Below are 16,834 nucleotides of genomic sequence, written 5' to 3' on the forward strand. Positions count from 1 at the left end.
CGCCGGGCGTGACCGTCGTGCAGAGCGGCCTGAACCGCAACAACAGCACCGAGTTCGCTGTCGTGCGCGCCGGCCTGAACTACAAGTTCGGCTCGTACTAGGACCTTCGGGACCGGACGCGGCCCGCGACCCGGGCGGCAGACGGTCCCGATCCTCGACCCGACACGCAGAAGCCCGGCCGAAAGGCCGGGCTTTTTGCATTTCGGAAGGCCGTCCAGCCCGGCGAAACGAAGCTGTGCCTCACGGCGAAGTTTTCCGCGTGGCCCCTGACAAAGCGCCGCGTCTTCCCCATCTTCTGTGGATCCAGGAGGCGCGAGACGCCTCCTGTTCGACCCGAGGAGGACGACTCCATGAACAGCGAAGAACGCGACGTCATCTCCGGCATCTTCCAGCGCCTGGAGCAGGCCTCGAGCCAGCCCCGCGACGCCGATGCCGAGCGCTTCATTGCCGACAAGCTCCGGGCCCAGCCCTACGCGCCCTACGCGATGGCGCAGCTCATCTACGTGCAGGAAGAGGCGATCAAGAGCCTGAACCAGCAGCTCGAGCAGGCCCGCCAGCAGCAGGCGCAGCCGCAAGCCTCAGGCGGCGGCTTTTTGTCGAGCATCTTCGGCGGCGGCTCTCAGCGCCAGGATCCGCAGCCGCAGCAGCGGGTCGGCGGCGCCTGGGGCAACCAGGGCGGCGCGCCGCAGGGAAACCCTCAGCAAGGCTATCCTCAGCAAGGCTACCCGCAACAGGGTTATCCGCAGGGCGGCCCGCAGCAAGGCGGACCTTGGGGCGGCCAGCAGCAGGCGCCCGCCCGCGGCGGCGGCTTCATGGCGACGGCCTTGCCGATGGCGGCGGGCGCGGCCGGCGGCATGCTGCTTGGTAGCGCCTTGTCGAACGCCTTCGCTGGCGGCCATTCGAGCCTCGGCACCGCCTCGGCGGCCGGCCTTGGCGGCGGTACCACCATCGAGAACAACTATTTCGGCGCGGATGCCGGCGGCACCCAGGATTTCGGTGCGCCGCTCGGCGCCGGTAGCGACGCGGCCTTCGATGGCGGCAACGACGACTTCGCTGGCGACCTCGGCGGCGGCGACGACAGCGACTGGGCCTGATCGAAACCGGCGAAGCGGGCATGCACATTCGGGCTCGACGTCCGCTTCGCCGCCGATCCGTCGTAATGCAAAAAGGGCTCGGGACCGCCTTTCGAGGCGGCCCCGAGCCCTTTGTCTTTCCGTCTCGCCTACATCACCTCGACGCGCGTTCCCACCGGCACCCGTTCGTAGAGATCGACCACGTCGTCGTTCATCATCCGGATGCAGCCGGACGACACGTTCTGGCCGATCGTGTGCGGCTCGTTGGTGCCGTGGATGCGATAGAGCGACGAGCCGAGGTAAAGTGCCCGGGCCCCGAGCGGATTGCCCGGACCGCCCTCCATGTGGCGCGGCAGGTCCGGCCGGCGGGCCAGCATCTCCGCGGGCGGCGTCCAGTCCGGCCACTCGGCCTTGCGGCTGATCGTCTTGAGGCCGGACCAGGCGAAGCCGGGGCGTCCGACGCCGATGCCGTAGCGCATCGCCCGGCCGCCGGGCTGGACGAGGTAGAGGAACTTCGAGGGCGTATCGATCACGATCGTTCCCGGCCGCTGATGGCCGGGGAACGCGACCTCCTGCCGGGCGTAGCGCGGATCTGGGGCGCGGGCGATCCGGTCGGCCTCGGGGGGCAGGCCGCCCTGGACGGGCAACGCGGCGTAAGCGGGCGAGGCGTAGGCCGGTGCGGCACCGCCATAGGGCTCGATCGGGTCGCCGGAGCGCATCGCGGAGCCGTAAGCTGCCGCCTGGTACCCGGAGCGCGCAGAAGCGGAGCGGGCGCCTCCGTAGGACCCGCCGCGCGACCCACCACGGGCGCCGACATCGCCGGTGAACAGGTACTCGATCAGGCCGCCGCCGTATCCGTCATCCTCCGAATAGCGCGCCTGCGCTTGCGCTGCACCCGACCACACGGACGCGACCAGCGCCGCCCCTACGCACCAACTCGCCCGCATCACCGCACTCCTGCGCCGCGGTCTGGCTCGGTGCCGCCCGCTATGGTGCACAACGTCGGACCGGGATGCGCGACATCCGGTGAAGGAACGTGGTGAATCGAAGCCAGCGGCTCCGCAGGGGCTCGGTCGTCTCGAAGCAGCGTGAATCGAGCGTGAATCTGTTGCGGACACGAGCGATCTTCAGCAAACCGCAACCCTTATCGGTCTCAGATCAGGTTCGGATTTCCAAGACCACCGGTTCGAGCCGATGAATCAGAAGCGTTACCGCATCGAGGACAGCCTGGGCCTGGCGCCGGCCGTGGTGATGGCGCCGAGCGCCCAGCCCGTGGCGGGGGGCGCCAACCTCGACGAGATCCTGTCCGCGATCCAGGACCTGCGCCGCATCACCCAATCAAGCGCCGGCGAGACCATCGATGCGTGCCGCCGCGAGCTGAGCGAAGCCTTCGCGATGCGGTCCGAGCTCGACGTGATGAAGGCGGCGATCACCAACACCCGCGACGAGATCGCGGCGCTCTATCATTCCGAGAGCAACGGCAAGGGGATGCGCCGGGCGGCCGACGAGCTCGGCGCCGTGGTCGGCTCGACCGAGCGCGCCACCTCGACGCTGCTCACCGCGCTGGAGGACATCGAGGCGAGCGCCAACATCTTGCGTGCCGGCAACCTCGGCAAGGGCGGCCAGGACAAGGTCGACGTCATCCTTGACCGCGTCATCGTCGCCTACGAGGCCTGCAACTTCCAGGACCTGACCGGCCAGCGCATCAGCAAGATCGTCAACGTGATGAGCTTCGTCGAATCGCATCTCGACCGGATGATCTCCGCCTGGAGCGGACTCGACGGCTTCCGCGACCTGATCGACGGCGGCGTCGAGGCCGTCATCGACCCGGACGACGAGCGCTCCCTCCTGAACGGCCCGAAGCTCGACGAGGATCCGGGCCACGTCGATCAGTCGGACATCGACGCGCTGTTCGGCTGAGGCGGCGCGCCTTTGCGCGTCCCGCCCCTTCCCTCCCCAGTTTCGCGGGCTTAGATCACGGCGATGAGCCGGAGAGTCCCGTCAGGTCGAACCACCGAGGATCTGCCTCCCGAGGGCTTCGACGACGAAGCCTCGGAGAACGGAGCCTTCGACGACGAGCGGGACGAGGCCGTGCCGGCGCAGGCCGACGAGGCGCCCGAGATCGACTTCGATTTCGAGCCCGGCGCCGTCGAGGCCGGCACGGAGGTGATCCGTCGGTTCTGGAGCACGCTGCCCTTGGGGCCGGGCGTCTACCGGATGTTCGATGCCAAAGGCGACGTGCTCTACGTCGGCAAGGCCAAGAACCTGAAGGCCCGTGTCGGCTCGTACGCACGGGGCCAGGCGCATTCCAACCGCATCGCCCGGATGATCTCGCAGACGGCGGCGATGGAGTTCGTCACCACTGCCACCGAGACCGAGGCGCTGCTACTCGAGGCCAACCTGATCAAACAGTTGAAGCCGCGCTTCAACGTGCTGATGCGGGACGACAAGTCGTTCCCCTACATCCTCGTCACCGCCGACGGGCCGGCGCCGCAGATCGTCAAGCATCGCGGCGCACGGCGCCGCAAGGGCAGCTATTATGGGCCGTTCGCCAGCGTCTGGGCGGTGAACCGCACCGTGAACGCCCTGCAGCGCGCCTTCCTGCTGCGCACCTGCACCGACAGCTATTACGAGAACCGTACGCGGCCCTGCCTGCTGTTCCAGATCAAGCGCTGCTCCGGCCCCTGCACCGGCGAGATCGCGCTGGAGGACTATGCCGGCATGGCCGACTCGGCCAAGAACTTCCTCGCCGGCAAGTCCAACGCGGTGAAGGACCGGATGCGCCTGGAGATGCAGACCGCCTCCGACGCGATGGAGTTCGAGCGCGCCGCCCGCTTCCGCGACCGGATCAGTGCGCTGTCGGCGATTCAAGGCGTTCAGGGTGTCAACACGCAAGGGGTCGAGGAGGCGGACGTGTTCGCCCTCGACGAGCAGGCCGGGCAGTTCTGCATCGAGGTGTTCTTCTTCCGCAACTTCCAGAACTGGGGTAACCGCGCCTATTTCCCTAAGGCCGACCGCTCGATGACGCCGGACGAGGTGCTGGGCTCGTTCATCGGCCAGTTCTACGATGCGATGCCGGCGCCGCGCCTCGTGCTGACGAGCCATGCGGTCGAGGATGCGGAACTCGTCGCCGCGGCTTTGTCCAGCCAGGTCGCCTACCGGGTCGAGCTGCACCAGCCGCAGCGCGGCGAGCGCAAGGCGCTGGTCGAGTACGCCCAGCGCAACGCCAAGGAGGCCCTCGGCCGGCGCCTCGCCGACACCGCCTCGCAGGGCAAGCTCCTGGTCGCGCTGGGGCAGGCCTTCGCCCTCGACCGCACGCCGCGCCGGATCGAGGTCTACGACAACTCGCACATCATGGGCACCAACGCCGTCGGCGGCATGGTGGTCGCGGGACCCTCGGGCTTCATGAAGACGCATTACCGCACCTTCAACATCAAGTCCGAGGAGCTGACGCCCGGCGACGATTACGGGATGATGCGCGAGGTGCTGCAGCGCCGCTTCAAGCGCCTGGTGAAGGAGGCGCCGCGCACCCCCGCGCAGGCCGCGGTCGCGGCGAGCGAGAGCGGCGCGCCGGAGCCGGCGCCCGAACCGCCCGAGGAGGCCGACGCGTTCCCCGCTTGGCCCGACCTCGTGCTCGTCGACGGCGGCAAGGGCCAGCTCGACGCCGCGCGAAAGGCCCTGGAGGAGATCGGAGTCGCCGACGTGGCGCTGGTCGGTATCGCCAAGGGGCGCGACCGCGACGCCGGCCGCGAGACCTTCTTCGTACCGGGCCGCCCGCCGTTCAAGCTGCCGCCGCGCGACCCGACCCTCTACTTCGTGCAGCGCCTGCGCGACGAGGCGCATCGCTTCGCCATCGGGACCCACCGGGCCAAGCGCAAGCGGGAGCTGGTGCGCAACCCGCTCGACGAGATCGCGGGCATCGGGCCGAGCCGCAAGCGCGCGCTCCTGCACCAGTTCGGCACCGTGAAGGCGATCGAGCGGGCGGCCTACGAGGACCTCGCCAAGACGCCCGGCGTCAACGCCGCTACCGCGCGCGCCGTCTACGACTTCTTCCATGCGGGGGGCTGAGGCATGAGCGGAGCGGGAGGCTGAGAATGAGCGATCGCATCGGGGATTCTTCGGAACGGTTGACGCTCGCGCAGGCGCATGATTTCACCGGCGCGATGAACGCCGTCCTCCCCCGACGCCGGTCGCAGGCTTGGACGCTCGCGAACTGCCTGACCTACGGCCGCCTGGTCGCCGTCCCGGTGATGGTCGCGCTGCTGTTCTGGCCGGACTCGACCGCGATGCGCTTCACAGCCTTCGCGGTCTTCGTGCTCGCAGCGATCACCGACTACCTCGACGGCTACGTCGCCCGCGCCTACGCGCAGAGTTCGGCGCTCGGGCGCATGCTCGATCCGATCGCCGACAAGCTGCTGGTGGCCGCCTGCCTGCTGATGCTGGTGGCCGACCGCACCATCGTCGGCTCCTCCGTCTGGGCAGCGATCGTGATCCTGTGCCGCGAGGTGCTGGTCTCCGGGCTTCGCGAATACCTCGCCGAGCTGAAGGTTGGCGTGCCGGTGAGCAAGGTCGCCAAGTGGAAGACCACGGTGCAGCTCGTGGCTTTGGGTTTCCTTGTCGCGGGACCGGCGGGCGAGACGATCCTGCCCGGCACCGAGCGGATCGGCCTCGTCCTGCTCTGGCTCGCCGCCGCCCTGACGCTCTGGACCGGCTGGGACTACATGCGCGCGGGCATCAAGCACGTCATCGACGATCCGCGATAAGATCCCCAAATAAGTTGCTAGTCCCTTCTCCCAGGGGGAGAGGGGGTAGCTCGGCGCCCGTCCCGCTGGGGCCGGCGTCGGACCAGGAAACCGAACCATGAAGCTCGTCTATTTCGCCTGGGTCCGCGAGCGCGTCGGGCGCCCCGAGGAGACCGTGACGCCGCCGGCCGAGGTGGCGACGGTGGGGGACCTCATCGGCTGGCTGAAGGGGCGCGGCGAGGAATATGCCTACGCCTTCGAGAAGGACGGCGTGGTCCGCGCCGCGATCGACAAGGTGCACGCTAAGCCCGACGCCTCGATCGCGGGCGCCCGGGAGATCGCGTTCTTCCCGCCGATGACCGGCGGTTAGGCTCGCCGCAGGGCCAGGGACGCGATTAGCGCCGCGCCGAGCAGCGTCGCCGCCACCGGCGTCGCCGAGGCGTCGTGCCAGGCGGCGACGACCAGGGTGAAGCCGGCGCCGAAGGCCATCTGCAGGAAGCCGTAGAGGCTGGAGGCGGAGCCGGCCGCATGCGGGTCGACGTTCATCAGCCCGGCGACCGCGTTGGGGCCGAGCAGCCCGACGCCGACCGCGTACAGCACGAGCGGCGCGATCAGGCTCGTCACCGAGAGCCCGCCCGCCTGGTCGATCGCGAGCAGCGAGGCGGCGCCCGCGAGGCACAGACAGTTCCCGCTGCGGGCTGCCCGCAGGATCGGGACGCGGCCGGCGAGCCGGCTCGCCAGGGTCGCGCCTGCGACCATGCCGAACACCACGATCAGGCAATCGAGCCCGACCTCCTGCGTCGAGCGCCCGAGGCGATCGACCAGGAGGAACGGCGCCACCGCCAGGAAGGCGTAGAGGCTGGTCCCAGCACACGACCCGGCCATGACGTAGGCGCGGAAGGTCGGGTTCCGCAGCAGCCGAAGATAGCCGGCGGCCATCGCCCCGATTCCCGGCAGTGGCGTCTTGTGGCGGTTGGTCTCGGGCAGCAGCACGAGGACGAGGATGCCGAGCACCGCGACGAGGGCGGCGAGCGCGACGAACACCGCCCGCCAGCCGAAGGCATCCGAGATCAAGCCGCCCAGGCCCGGGGCCAGGGCCGGCGTCAGCGTCATCGCGAGCGTCAGGATCGCGAGCTTGCGCGTGGCGTCGGCGCTGGTCGAGACGTCGCGCACCATCGCCCGGCCGATCACCAGCGACCCGCAGGCCCCGAGCGATTGCAGGATGCGCGCGACGACGAGGACGCCGATGCTTTGCGCCGGGATCGCAAGGAGCAGCCCGAGCAGGTAGAGCGACAGGCCGCCGAGCAGCACCGGCCGGCGGCCGAACCGGTCGGAGAGCGGTCCGTAAACGAGCTGCCCGCCCGCGAGCCCGACGAGGTAGAGGGTGATGGTCAGCTGTGCCGCCGCCGGCGTCGTCCCGAGGTCGGCTGCCGCCGCCACAAGCGCCGGCACGAAGACGTGCAGGGCCACGGTCCCGGTCATCGTCACCGCGACGAGGAGCGGCAGCGGGGCCTTCTTCTCAGGGGGCGATGGGGGCCGTCGATCGCGCAAAGGCGAGCGTCCCCGGTCGCGGCGTTTCCCGACGCCTGGGTCAGGCCGTTACTGCGAGCGGGCCCGGTCGACCACGGCGCGGGCCGCGGCGAAGGCCTCGTCGGCGTCGAGATGGGTGGTGTCGAGCCGCACCGCGTCGTCGGCCGCCTTGAGCGGGGCCGTGCTCCGCGCCGCGTCCCGGGCGTCGCGCGCCTCGATGTCGGCGAGGATGGCGGCCAGCGTCGTCGTCTCGCCCCGGCGTTCCAGCTCTCGATGGCGGCGGCGGGCACGCTCGGTTGCGTCGGCCGTGATGAACAGTTTGACCCGCGCGTCCGGGCACACCACCGTGCCGATGTCGCGCCCGTCGAGCACCGCGCCGGCGCTGGTGCCGGCGAAGCGCTGCTGCCAGGCCAGCAACGCCGCGCGCACCGCCGGCACCGCCGAGATGCGCGAGGCCGCCTCCCCCATCGCCCGGTCGCGGAGGCGCGGGTCGGCGAGGCGGTCGGCGATCAGGCTCTCGGCGGCCCGGGCCGCCGCGGCTTCGTCGTCGAGGGAGGCGCCGGCGTCGAGCAGCGTCAGCGCGACGCCGCGATAGAGCAGGCCGGTGTCGAGGTGGGGCAGGCCGTAGTGCCGTGCGAGGCGCTGGGCGAGCGTGCCCTTGCCGGAGGCGGCCGGGCCGTCGATGGCGATGACCATGGCATTCGGGTTCTCGGGCACCGGGTTACGCCCCGATCCCGGCGCCGAGCGCCTGCATCGTCGGCAGGAAGCTCGGGAAGCTCGTGGCGATCATCGCGCCGTCGTCGACGGTGACCGGCTTGGCGGTGGCCAGCCCCATCACCAGAAATGCCATGGCGATGCGATGGTCGAGATGGGTCGCGACCGTACCGCCGCCCGCTGGCGCGGTGCCGTCGCCGTGGACGATCAGGTCGTCGCCCTGGATCAGGTGGGCGACGCCGTTGGCCTTGAGGCCGGCGGCCACCGCGGCGAGCCTGTCCGATTCCTTTACCCGCAACTCATGCAGTCCGTGCATCCGCGTTGTGCCCTCGGCGAACGCCGCGGCGACCGCGAGCACTGGGTACTCGTCGATCATCGCCGGCGCCCGCTCGGCCGGCACGTCGACGCCCTTGAGACGGCTTGCGCGGACGCGCAGGTCGGCGACGGTCTCGCCGCCCTCCTCGCGCTCGCGCAGGCGCTCGATGTCGGCGCCCATCTCGATGAGCGTCGTGATCAGCCCGGTGCGCAACGGGTTCATCATCACGCCCTCGATCGTGACCTCCGAGCCCGGCACGATCAGCGCGGCCACCAGCGGGAAGGCAGCCGAGGACGGGTCGGCCGGCACCACCACGTCGGTGCCGCGCAGCGTCGGCTGGCCGGTCAGCGTGATCGCGCGGCCGTGGCCGTCGGACCCGTGTGGGACCACGGAGACTTCGGCGCCGAACAGGCGCAGCATCCGCTCGGTGTGGTCGCGGGTGGCCGCGGCCTCGATGACGGTGGTGGCTCCAGGGGCGTTGAGGCCGGCGAGCAGCACCGCGGACTTGATCTGCGCCGAGGCCGCCGGCGTCTCGTAGCTGATCGGGATCGCCTCGCGCGGGCCGCGCAACGTCAGCGGCACGCGGCCGCCCTCCGCCTCGGCCAGCACTTGTGTGCCCATGAGCCGGAGCGGATCGAGGATGCGGCGCATCGGCCGGCTGCGCAGGGAGCCGTCGCCGTCGAAGGTCGCGGTGACCGGCTGGCCGCCGACCACGCCCATCATCAGGCGCGAGCCGGTGCCGGCATTGCCGAAATCGAGGGTCTCGGCCGGATCGGACAGGCCGCCGACGCCGACGCCACGGACGACCCAGCGCCCCTCGCCGAGGCGCTCCATTGAGGCGCCGAGCGCGCGGGCGCTGGCGGCGGTGCGCAGCACGTCGTCGCCCTCCAGCAGGCCCTCCACCCGCGTCTCGCCGATGGAAAGCAGGCCGAGGATCATCGCCCGGTGCGAGATCGACTTGTCGCCGGGCGGGCGAAGCCGCCCACGCAGGGGCGCGCCGGGCGCGGCGGTCAGCGGGGTCGGCTCGGAATCGTGCGACACGGGCGGTCAACTTCGCGAGGGCATCCGGGCCGAGGCCTGGGGATCGCCGGAAGGCGCTGGGGCGCCGAAAGCCGTCGCGACGCCGGGGCGTCGTGCGGGAACATGGGGCGGTCGGTTATCACGCGCGCCGCGATCCGTCATCCGAGGCGCGGCTCGATCCGGTGTCCAGTGAGGCTCAGGCGCGCACCGAATGTCGCCGACGAACGACCCAAGTTCATTTTTCGGCAAAAAGGGGGTTGAGTCCGATCCGACGCCCGCCTATAGAACCGCCCTCGCCGGACGGCATCGCCGGGCCAGCGAGACACCAGCGCGGACCTCCAGAGCCGCGGTGGAAGAGAGTGGGGCCTTAGCTCAGCTGGGAGAGCGCTTCCATGGCATGGAAGAGGTCATCGGTTCGATCCCGTTAGGCTCCACCACTCTCACCTTCCAATTCACTTTGCTTCGATGAGTACCCGGCAGGGGTGTGCCTCGCTGCTTCGCGAGAACCGCGTGCTCGCCTGGGGTTCCGCACGCGTGGCTGTTCCATTCCGGCTCTTCGTGCACGTCGGCTTTCCGGCATCGGATCACCGTCGGCGCGTGCGCGCGGCCGGCGGGTTGCGTTCATCCTGATCGGTCGCGGTGGAATTTTCCCCGCCTCTCCGAGGAACCGAATCGTCTACCACGCCCTTCATCGCTCAATCAGTGGTTGTGTATGAGGCCGTGATGGCTGCGATCGTGATGGCGGCGCTGTTCGGTGCGGGTGCGTCAACGCTGTTGCTGGCGAAATTCGGCTTGCTGACCGCACTCCTGGCGATCCCCATCGGTGGAAGCGCTGCCGGCATGGCGGCCGCATTGGGCTTGGCCGTGGCGCGGGATCGGCACTTTCGGGGCCGGACGTGCGAACCCCGTGTGGCGGTGCGCGCCTTCCCCGTCTCTCGTTGACCCGACGCCTCCGTCGCCCGTGCTTCAGCCGTGCCTGTCCAGGAACTGTGCGAGGTAGGCCCCAGCTGCGTCCGGCCGTTCCACGGCGAGGAGGTGGGCGGCCTGTGGCAGGATCACGAGCTCCGCCTGACGGATGCCCTGGCAGATCTCTTCGGCCATCGCAGGCGGGGTGGCCGGGTCGTCTCGTCCTGCGACGACCAGCGTCGGGGCGGTGATCGCCGGGAGCCTCGGGCGCAGGTCCATCCGGCCGATCGCGCCGCAGCAGACCGCGTATCCGACGGCGTCGCAGGCCGTGAACGCGTGACGAATCGGCTCGACCACGTCCGGATGCCGCTCGGGAAAGCCCGGCGTGAACCAACGGCCGAGCGTCGCCTCGACGATCGCCCCGGTGCCCTCCTTCCGAACCGTCGCGGCGCGGGCGTTCCAGCTCGCTTCGCTCGGCATGTGGGCGGCGGTCGCCATCAGGGTTAGGCTCGCCACGCGGTCGGGCGCGGCGCTCGCCAGCGCCTGCATGGTCATGCCGCCGAGCGACAGGCCGACGGCGTGGATGCGGGCGATGCCGAGCGTTTCGAGCAATGCGAGAAGGTCGCCGGCGAGGTCGTCGATCTCGGCCGGTGCGTCCTGGGTCGCCGAGCCGCCGTGGCCGCGGGTGTCGTAGCGCAGGATGCGGTAGCGGTCGGAGAGGCGCGGCATCAGCGCGTCCCACATGGCCAGCGTGGTCCCGAGCGAATTCGAGAACGCCACCACCGGCGCGTCCTCCGGGCCGGAGAGGGTGTGGTGCAGGGAAGCGGGCGCCATGGTCAGGCCGCGAGCCCAAGGACGGCGCGCGCCTCGGCCGGGTTCGCCACTCGGCGGCCGTGACGGCGCACCGCCTCGGCCGCGAGCCCGACGAGCTCGGCGTTGCTCGCGGCGAGCCGATCTTTCGTGATCCGGATGTTGTCCTCGAGGCCGGTGCGGACCGCGTCGGCGCCGCGCGCCAGCGCCCACTCCATCACGATCGCCTGGTTTCGGCCGATGCCGGCGGCGGTCCAGGTCGCCCCGGGCAGGATGCGCCGGCTCTCGGCGAGCAGGATGTCGAGCAGGTGCTCATCGGCCGGCATCGCGTTCTGAACGCCCATCACGAACTGCACGTGCGGACGCGCGTCGATCAGGCCGGCCTCGACGAGGCGCCGGGCGCCGTGGAGGTGCGACAGGTCGAAGATCTCGATCTCGGGCCGCACGCCGTATCGCTTCATTTGCGTGGCGAGATCGGTGACCAGGGTGGCTGCGTTCTCGTAGACGATGGTCGGGAAGTTGACCGATCCGGTCGAGAGCGAGGCCATGTCCGGCCGGTGCTGCAGCGAGAGCCCGCGGCTCGCCGGGTCGCGTCCCCGCCCGCCGGTGGAGAACTGCACCACGAGGCCGGGGCAATGCTTGCGCAGGCCCTCCTGAACGGCGGCGAAGCGATCGGGGTCTGAGGACGGCGTCTCGTCGTCGTTGCGCACGTGAATGTGCGCCAGCGTCGCCCCCGCCTCGTAGGCCTGATGCGTCGACTCGACCTGCTCGGCCACGGTCACCGGAAGCGCCGGGTTGTCAGCCTTGCGCGGCACCGAGCCGGTGATCGCCACGGCGATGACGACGGGCGCGCTGGTCTCGATCTGGCTCATGGTCCCTCCGTGGGTCGGCCGCGTCTCCGCGCGCTGCCGACGGATGTAGACCGCCGCGCCCGCGCGCAAAGCCCGGGGCGGAGACAGCGCCGCCGCTCTGTCCGCACCGGCGCGGCCCGCTTGATGCGGCGGTCGCACCGGTTCATGGGTTGATGGTCCGCGCCGCGGTCCGCGAGTCGAGCGCGAGCGACCGCGAGCCGCGTACGATGGAGGATGTCATGAGCCGTCTCGTCACCGTGCTGAACGGTCCGAACCTGAACCTCCTCGGCCGGCGCCAGCCGGAGATCTACGGCCATGAGACCCTGGCCGACATCGAGGCCGCCTGCCGGGCGCTCGCCGACGAGCTCGGGCTCGGGCTGCAGTTCCACCAATCGAACCACGAGGGCGAGCTGATCGATTGGATCCACGCGGCGCGGGACGAGGCCGCCGGCATCGTCATCAACCCGGCCGCCTTCACTCACACCTCGGTGGCGTTGCTCGACGCGCTCAACGCCTTCGACGGGCCGGTGATCGAGGTGCACATCTCGAACGTCCACAAGCGCGAAACCTTCCGGCACCATTCCTACGTCTCGCTGCGCGCCGACGGCGTCATCGCCGGGCTCGGCACCGAGGGTTACGGGCTGGCGCTCCGCCGCGTCGCGACGCTGATCGGCCTGGCCGAGGCGGCGCGCTGATGCGTGACGGCGCGGTGGACCGCGACAGGAGCGTGCACGCGGCGCATGGACGGTTCGGCCGCCGATGCCTATGGCGTTGCGCGAGCCCGCGTCCGCCGGTCCGGGTGTTCCTCCTGCTTGCGATGGCGATGTTCGGTTCGATGCGTCCCGTCTCGGCCGAACCGGTCCCGCCCGCCGAGGCGACGGCGGGGCTGGTCGCGGCCCTCCAGGCCCGCATCCTGTCCGGCCATAGCGCTACCGCGGTGCTCGAGGCGTGGTGCGCCGAGCGCGGCCTGTCGGCCGACCCGCACCTCGTCGCCCGCCGGATCTCGGGCCCCGACAAGCCCCTCGACGCGGCCCAGCGCCGGCGGCTCGGGCTCGCGCCGGACGAGCCCGTCCGCTACCGGCGGGTCCGGCTCGCCTGCGGCGTCCACGTTCTGTCGGAGGCCGACAACTGGTACGTGCCGGGCCGGCTCACGCCCGCGATGAACGCGGCTCTCGACGAGACCGACGCGCCGTTCGGCCGGGTGGTGCGCCCGCTGGAGCCGATCCGGCGCAACGTCGCGCTGCGGCCGCTGCGCGACCCCGACGCCCCTGGCCCGGGGCCGGACGACCCGCTGTTCGAAGTCGACGCGGTGCTCGCGACCGGGGCCGGCCTGCCGTTCTGCGAGGTCGCCGAGACCTATCTCGGGGCCGTGCTCGGGCGCGGGCTCTAGCGGACGCTTCCGCGGCTTGCGGGAGCGCGGTGCGCGCGGCTATTGCCGGGGCGATCGCCTGGACGGGCGGCACCCTCGGAGACCCCGCATGAGACCGGCAACAGTGTTCGCTCCTGCCCTCGTCGCCCTCTGCCTCGCCGGCGGCGGCGCGCAGGCGCAGAAGGCCGCCGACCCGGCCGGGATCTGGCTGACCGAGACCGGCGATTCCAAGGTGCGGCTGTCGCGGTGCGGCGCCGGCTATTGCGGCACCATCGTCAGCACCACGGGCAAGGGCCTCGACGCCAACAACCCGGACCCGGCCCTACGCACCCGCAGCGTCGTCGGCGTGCAGATCGTCAACGCCACGAGCGCATCGGGCGACGGCTATTCCGGCACCCTCTACAATCCGAAGGACGGGAAGACCTATTCCGGCTCGCTCAAGATAACCGGCCCGAACGCGATCGAAGTTTCGGGCTGCGTGATGAGCGTGTTCTGCAAGCGCCAGACCTGGAAGCGGGTGAGCTGAAGGTTTCCGCGGTTTATCGTCTGGCGATTCAGGCTGCGTACCCTCCCCCGCACCCAAGTCGGGCTTGCCCGACTTGGGCACACAGAGTGCGGACCTCGGGGAAGCCCGAGATCCGTCGGGGGGAGGCAGCGCGCGCACGACCGGACCGATTGGCCGACAACAGGTTCGATGGACGCTTAGCCGGCGGCGGCGGCGACCGCCGCGGTGATGGCGTCGAGGGCTGCCTGTGCGCCGCCGCCCTCGGGGCCGCCGGCCTGGGCCATGTCGCGCCGGCCGCCGCCGCCCTTGCCGCCGAGATGGCCGGCGCCGGCCCGCACCAGGGCGACGGCGTCGTAGCGCTCGGTGAGGTCGGCGGTGACGCCGACCACGAGACCGGCCTTGCCGTCGGCGCCGACGCCGACGATGGCGACGATGCCGGAGCCGAGCTTCTGCTTGCCGGCATCGGCCAGGCTCTTGAGGTCGCGCATCTCGACGCCCTCGATGGCGCGCGCCATCAGCTTGACGCCTGCCACCTCCGTGGCCTCGTCGCCGCCTCCGGCGCTGCCGCCCATCGCCAGCTTCTTGCGCAGGTCCGAGACCTCGCGCTCCAGCCGGCGGCGATCCTCCAGCAGCCCTGTGAGCCGGTCGGACACCTCCGCCACCGGCGCCTTGAGCTGGGAGGCGAGCGCCCCGAGGGTGCGGCTCTCCTCGCTGCGGTGTCGGCGGGCGGCGTCGGCCGTCATCGCCTCGATGCGGCGGATGCCGGCGCCGACCGCGCTCTCGGCGAGGATCGTGATGGTGCCGATGTCGCCGGTGCGGGCGGCGTGCGTGCCGCCGCAGAGCTCGATCGAGAAGCTCTTTAGGCGCCCGCCCTCGACCTCCCGCCCGGCCTCGTCCACCGGCCGGCCCATGGAGACGACGCGGACCTCATCGCCGTACTTCTCGCCAAACAGCGCGCGGGCGCCGGATTCGATCGCCTCGTCCACCGCCATCAGCTTGGTCACCACCGGCGCGTTCTGCAGCAGCACCGCGTTGGCGATATCCTCGACGCGGGCGAGTTCGGCTGCCTCGATCGGCTTCGGGTGGGAGATGTCGAAGCGTAGGCGCTCGGACGAGACGAGCGAGCCCTTCTGCGCGACGTGGTCGCCGAGCACCTGGCGCAAGGCTTCGTGCAGGAGGTGGGTGGCGGAGTGGTTGGCGCGGATCGCGGCCCGGCGGGCGTGGTCGACCTTCAGCTCGACGGCCTGGCCGACGCTTAGCGTACCTTCGTCCACGGTGACGTGGTGGACGAAGAGATCGCCGAGCTTCTTCTCGGTGTTGGTGACCCGCGCCTTCAGCCCCGGCGCCGCGAGCGTGCCGGTGTCGCCGACCTGGCCGCCCGATTCGGCGTAGAATGGCGTCTGGTTGGCCACGAGCAGCCCGCTCTCGCCGGCCTGCAGGGCCTCGACCTCGGCGCCGTCGCGCAGCAGCGCCGTCACGACGCCCTCGGCGGCCTCTGCCTCGTAGCCCAGGAACTCGGTGGCGCCGGTTCGGTCGCGCACGGAGAACCACACGGTCTCGGTGGCGGCCTCGCCCGAGCCCGACCACGCCGCGCGCGCCGCTTGCTTCTGGCGCTGCATCGCGACGGCGAAGGCGTCGGTGTCGACGCCGATGCCGCGGGCCTTCAGTGCGTCCTGCGTCAGGTCGAGGGGGAAGCCGTAGGTATCGTAGAGGGTGAAGGCGGTCTCGCCGGCGAGGTTCTGGCCGGCGTCGAGGTCGCGGGTCTCGGCGTCGAGGATCGCGAGGCCGCGCTCCAGGGTGCGGCGGAAGCGGGTCTCCTCGAGGCGCAGGGTCTCGGAGATCAGGCTCTCGGCCCGCACCAGCTCGGTGTAGGCCTGCCCCATCTCGCGCACCAGCGTCGGCACCAGGCGGAACATCACGGGCTCGCGCGAGCCGAGCAGCTCGAGGTGGCGCATGGCGCGGCGCAGGATGCGGCGCAGCACGTAGCCGCGGCCCTCGTTGCCCGGCAGCACGCCGTCCCCGATCAGGAAGCTGCCGGCGCGCAGATGGTCGGCGATGACGCGGTAGGAGGCGACGTTGGAGGCCGCCGGCGGCCGGCCGACCGCGTGCGACACGGCGTCGATCAGCGCGCGGAAGAGGTCGGTCTCGTAGTTCGAGGTCACGCCCTGTAGGATCGCGGCCATGCGCTCGAGGCCCATGCCGGTGTCGATCGACGGACGCGGCAGGACCAGCCGGTTGCCCGGCTCGACCTGCTCGTACTGCATGAACACGAGGTTCCAGAACTCGAGGAAGCGGTCGCCGTCTTCGTCGGGCGAGCCGGGTGGGCCGCCGGCGAGCCCCGGACCCTGGTCGATGAAGATCTCCGAGCACGGCCCGCAGGGACCGGTGTCGCCCATCTGCCAGAAGTTGTCCGAGGTGCCGATGCGGATGATCCGGTCGTCGGAGAACCCGGCGATCTTGCGCCACAGCGTCGCCGCCTCGTCGTCGTCGGCGTACACGGTGACCAGGAGCCGGTCCGGCTTCAGGCCGAACTCCTTGGTGATCAGGTTCCAAGCCAGCTCGATCGCTCGCGGCTTGAAGTAGTCGCCGAACGAGAAGTTGCCGAGCATCTCGAAGAAGGTATGGTGACGCGCGGTGTAGCCGACGTTGTCGAGGTCGTTGTGCTTGCCGCCGGCGCGGACGCATTTCTGCGCCGTCGTCGCCTGGCTGTAGGGGCGCTTCTCGACGCCGGTGAAGACGTTCTTGAACTGCACCATCCCGGCGTTGGTGAACATCAGGGTCGGGTCGTTCTTCGGCACGAGCGAGGACGAGGGCACGATCGTGTGCCCCGCACCCGCGAAGTAGTCGAGGAAGGCCGACCGGATCTCGTTGACGCCGCTCATCGGATAACTCTGTGCTGGGCCGGGCTTTTTCGCGCGGCGACGCCCGGCCGTCCCGGGCCGTTCGTCGCGGATGCGCCCTCATACGGAGGGACGGGCTCCAAGTCACGGGTTCCGAT

General features: G+C 70.9%; 16 protein-coding genes, 1 tRNA gene and 1 pseudogene. 11 read left to right on the forward strand and 7 right to left on the reverse strand.

What is annotated here, in order from left to right; translation table 11 throughout:
* Together FV226_RS28680 and FV226_RS18375 are read left to right on the forward strand one after the other, a co-directional pair.
* Positions 1 to 101: pseudogene (locus FV226_RS28680) on the forward strand (porin family protein); the annotation flags it as partial.
* A gap of 249 nt (positions 102 to 350) precedes the next feature.
* Positions 351 to 1,094: a DUF2076 domain-containing protein gene (locus tag FV226_RS18375; RefSeq protein WP_147764019.1), complete on the forward strand. Its 744-nt coding sequence runs from the start codon at positions 351 to 353 to the stop codon at positions 1,092 to 1,094.
* 128 nt (positions 1,095 to 1,222) lie between these two features.
* On the opposite strand, the gene FV226_RS18380 is transcribed toward FV226_RS18375, so the two are convergent.
* Entirely contained in the window at positions 1,223 to 2,020 is a 798-nt protein-coding gene (locus tag FV226_RS18380; protein ID WP_147764020.1) for a L,D-transpeptidase, read from the reverse strand.
* A gap of 247 nt (positions 2,021 to 2,267) precedes the next feature.
* Between FV226_RS18380 and FV226_RS18385 the strand changes: the two genes are divergently transcribed.
* From FV226_RS18385 to moaD, 4 genes are all read left to right on the forward strand, one after another.
* A complete protein-coding gene (locus FV226_RS18385; RefSeq protein ID WP_147764021.1) occupies positions 2,268 to 2,993 on the forward strand; it encodes a chemotaxis protein in 726 nt (241 codons plus the stop codon).
* 63 nt (positions 2,994 to 3,056) lie between these two features.
* Entirely contained in the window at positions 3,057 to 5,141 is a 2,085-nt protein-coding gene (gene uvrC / locus FV226_RS18390) for an excinuclease ABC subunit UvrC (protein WP_147764022.1), read from the forward strand.
* A 95-nt stretch (positions 5,142 to 5,236) separates the two neighbouring features.
* Positions 5,237 to 5,836 (forward strand): CDP-diacylglycerol--glycerol-3-phosphate 3-phosphatidyltransferase, encoded by a 600-nt coding sequence (gene pgsA / locus FV226_RS18395; RefSeq protein WP_147753593.1) that lies wholly within the window; start codon positions 5,237 to 5,239, stop codon positions 5,834 to 5,836.
* Between the two features lie 97 nt (positions 5,837 to 5,933).
* Entirely contained in the window at positions 5,934 to 6,185 is a 252-nt protein-coding gene (gene moaD / locus FV226_RS18400) for a molybdopterin converting factor subunit 1 (protein WP_147764023.1), read from the forward strand.
* Here moaD and FV226_RS18405 read toward each other — a convergent pair.
* The 3 genes from FV226_RS18405 to aroA are packed head-to-tail and all read right to left on the reverse strand — an operon-like array spanning position 6,182 to position 9,416.
* The gene (locus FV226_RS18405; RefSeq protein ID WP_281406045.1) at positions 6,182 to 7,366 is read right to left on the reverse strand and encodes a multidrug effflux MFS transporter; all 1,185 of its coding nucleotides are present in this window, start codon (positions 7,364 to 7,366) and stop codon (positions 6,182 to 6,184) included. The genes moaD and FV226_RS18405 overlap by 4 nt on opposite strands.
* Positions 7,367 to 7,414: 48 nt before the next feature.
* Positions 7,415 to 8,041: a (d)CMP kinase gene (cmk, locus tag FV226_RS18410; RefSeq protein ID WP_147753585.1), complete on the reverse strand. Its 627-nt coding sequence runs from the start codon at positions 8,039 to 8,041 to the stop codon at positions 7,415 to 7,417.
* 25 nt (positions 8,042 to 8,066) lie between these two features.
* Positions 8,067 to 9,416 carry a 3-phosphoshikimate 1-carboxyvinyltransferase gene (gene aroA / locus FV226_RS18415; RefSeq protein ID WP_147764024.1) on the reverse strand — a complete coding sequence of 450 codons (1,350 nt, stop codon included), beginning with the start codon at positions 9,414 to 9,416 and terminating at the stop codon, positions 8,067 to 8,069.
* Between the two features lie 340 nt (positions 9,417 to 9,756).
* On the opposite strand from aroA, the gene FV226_RS18420 reads away from it, so the two are divergent.
* Together FV226_RS18420 and FV226_RS18425 are read left to right on the forward strand one after the other, a co-directional pair.
* A tRNA-Ala gene (locus FV226_RS18420) sits at positions 9,757 to 9,832 on the forward strand.
* A 286-nt stretch (positions 9,833 to 10,118) separates the two neighbouring features.
* Positions 10,119 to 10,337, forward strand: a complete 219-nt coding sequence (locus FV226_RS18425) for a hypothetical protein (RefSeq protein ID WP_147764025.1) — start codon at positions 10,119 to 10,121, stop codon at positions 10,335 to 10,337.
* Positions 10,338 to 10,361: 24 nt separating this feature from the next.
* Here FV226_RS18425 and pcaD read toward each other — a convergent pair whose 3' ends face one another.
* Together pcaD and FV226_RS18435 are read right to left on the reverse strand one after the other, a co-directional pair.
* Entirely contained in the window at positions 10,362 to 11,135 is a 774-nt protein-coding gene (gene pcaD, locus FV226_RS18430) for a 3-oxoadipate enol-lactonase (RefSeq protein ID WP_147764026.1), read from the reverse strand.
* A 2-nt stretch (positions 11,136 to 11,137) separates the two neighbouring features.
* Positions 11,138 to 11,983 (reverse strand): 3-keto-5-aminohexanoate cleavage protein, encoded by an 846-nt coding sequence (locus FV226_RS18435; RefSeq protein WP_147753589.1) that lies wholly within the window; start codon positions 11,981 to 11,983, stop codon positions 11,138 to 11,140.
* Between the two features lie 218 nt (positions 11,984 to 12,201).
* Between FV226_RS18435 and aroQ the strand changes: the two genes are divergently transcribed.
* From aroQ to FV226_RS18450, 3 genes are all read left to right on the forward strand, one after another.
* Complete coding sequence (gene aroQ / locus FV226_RS18440; RefSeq protein WP_147753590.1) at positions 12,202 to 12,657, forward strand: type II 3-dehydroquinate dehydratase; 456 nt, start codon at positions 12,202 to 12,204, stop codon at positions 12,655 to 12,657.
* 140 nt (positions 12,658 to 12,797) lie between these two features.
* The gene (locus tag FV226_RS18445) at positions 12,798 to 13,352 is read left to right on the forward strand and encodes a hypothetical protein (RefSeq protein ID WP_147764027.1); all 555 of its coding nucleotides are present in this window, start codon (positions 12,798 to 12,800) and stop codon (positions 13,350 to 13,352) included.
* A gap of 88 nt (positions 13,353 to 13,440) precedes the next feature.
* Entirely contained in the window at positions 13,441 to 13,857 is a 417-nt protein-coding gene (locus tag FV226_RS18450; protein WP_147764028.1) for a DUF2147 domain-containing protein, read from the forward strand.
* Positions 13,858 to 14,033: 176 nt separating this feature from the next.
* Here the strand turns inward: FV226_RS18450 and alaS are convergent, their stop codons facing one another.
* Entirely contained in the window at positions 14,034 to 16,718 is a 2,685-nt protein-coding gene (gene alaS / locus FV226_RS18455; protein ID WP_147764029.1) for an alanine--tRNA ligase, read from the reverse strand.
* Positions 16,719 to 16,834 lie beyond the last annotated feature (116 nt).

This window comes from Methylobacterium sp. WL12 (genome assembly GCF_008039475.1).
GTDB lineage: Bacteria > Pseudomonadota > Alphaproteobacteria > Rhizobiales > Beijerinckiaceae > Methylobacterium > Methylobacterium cerastii.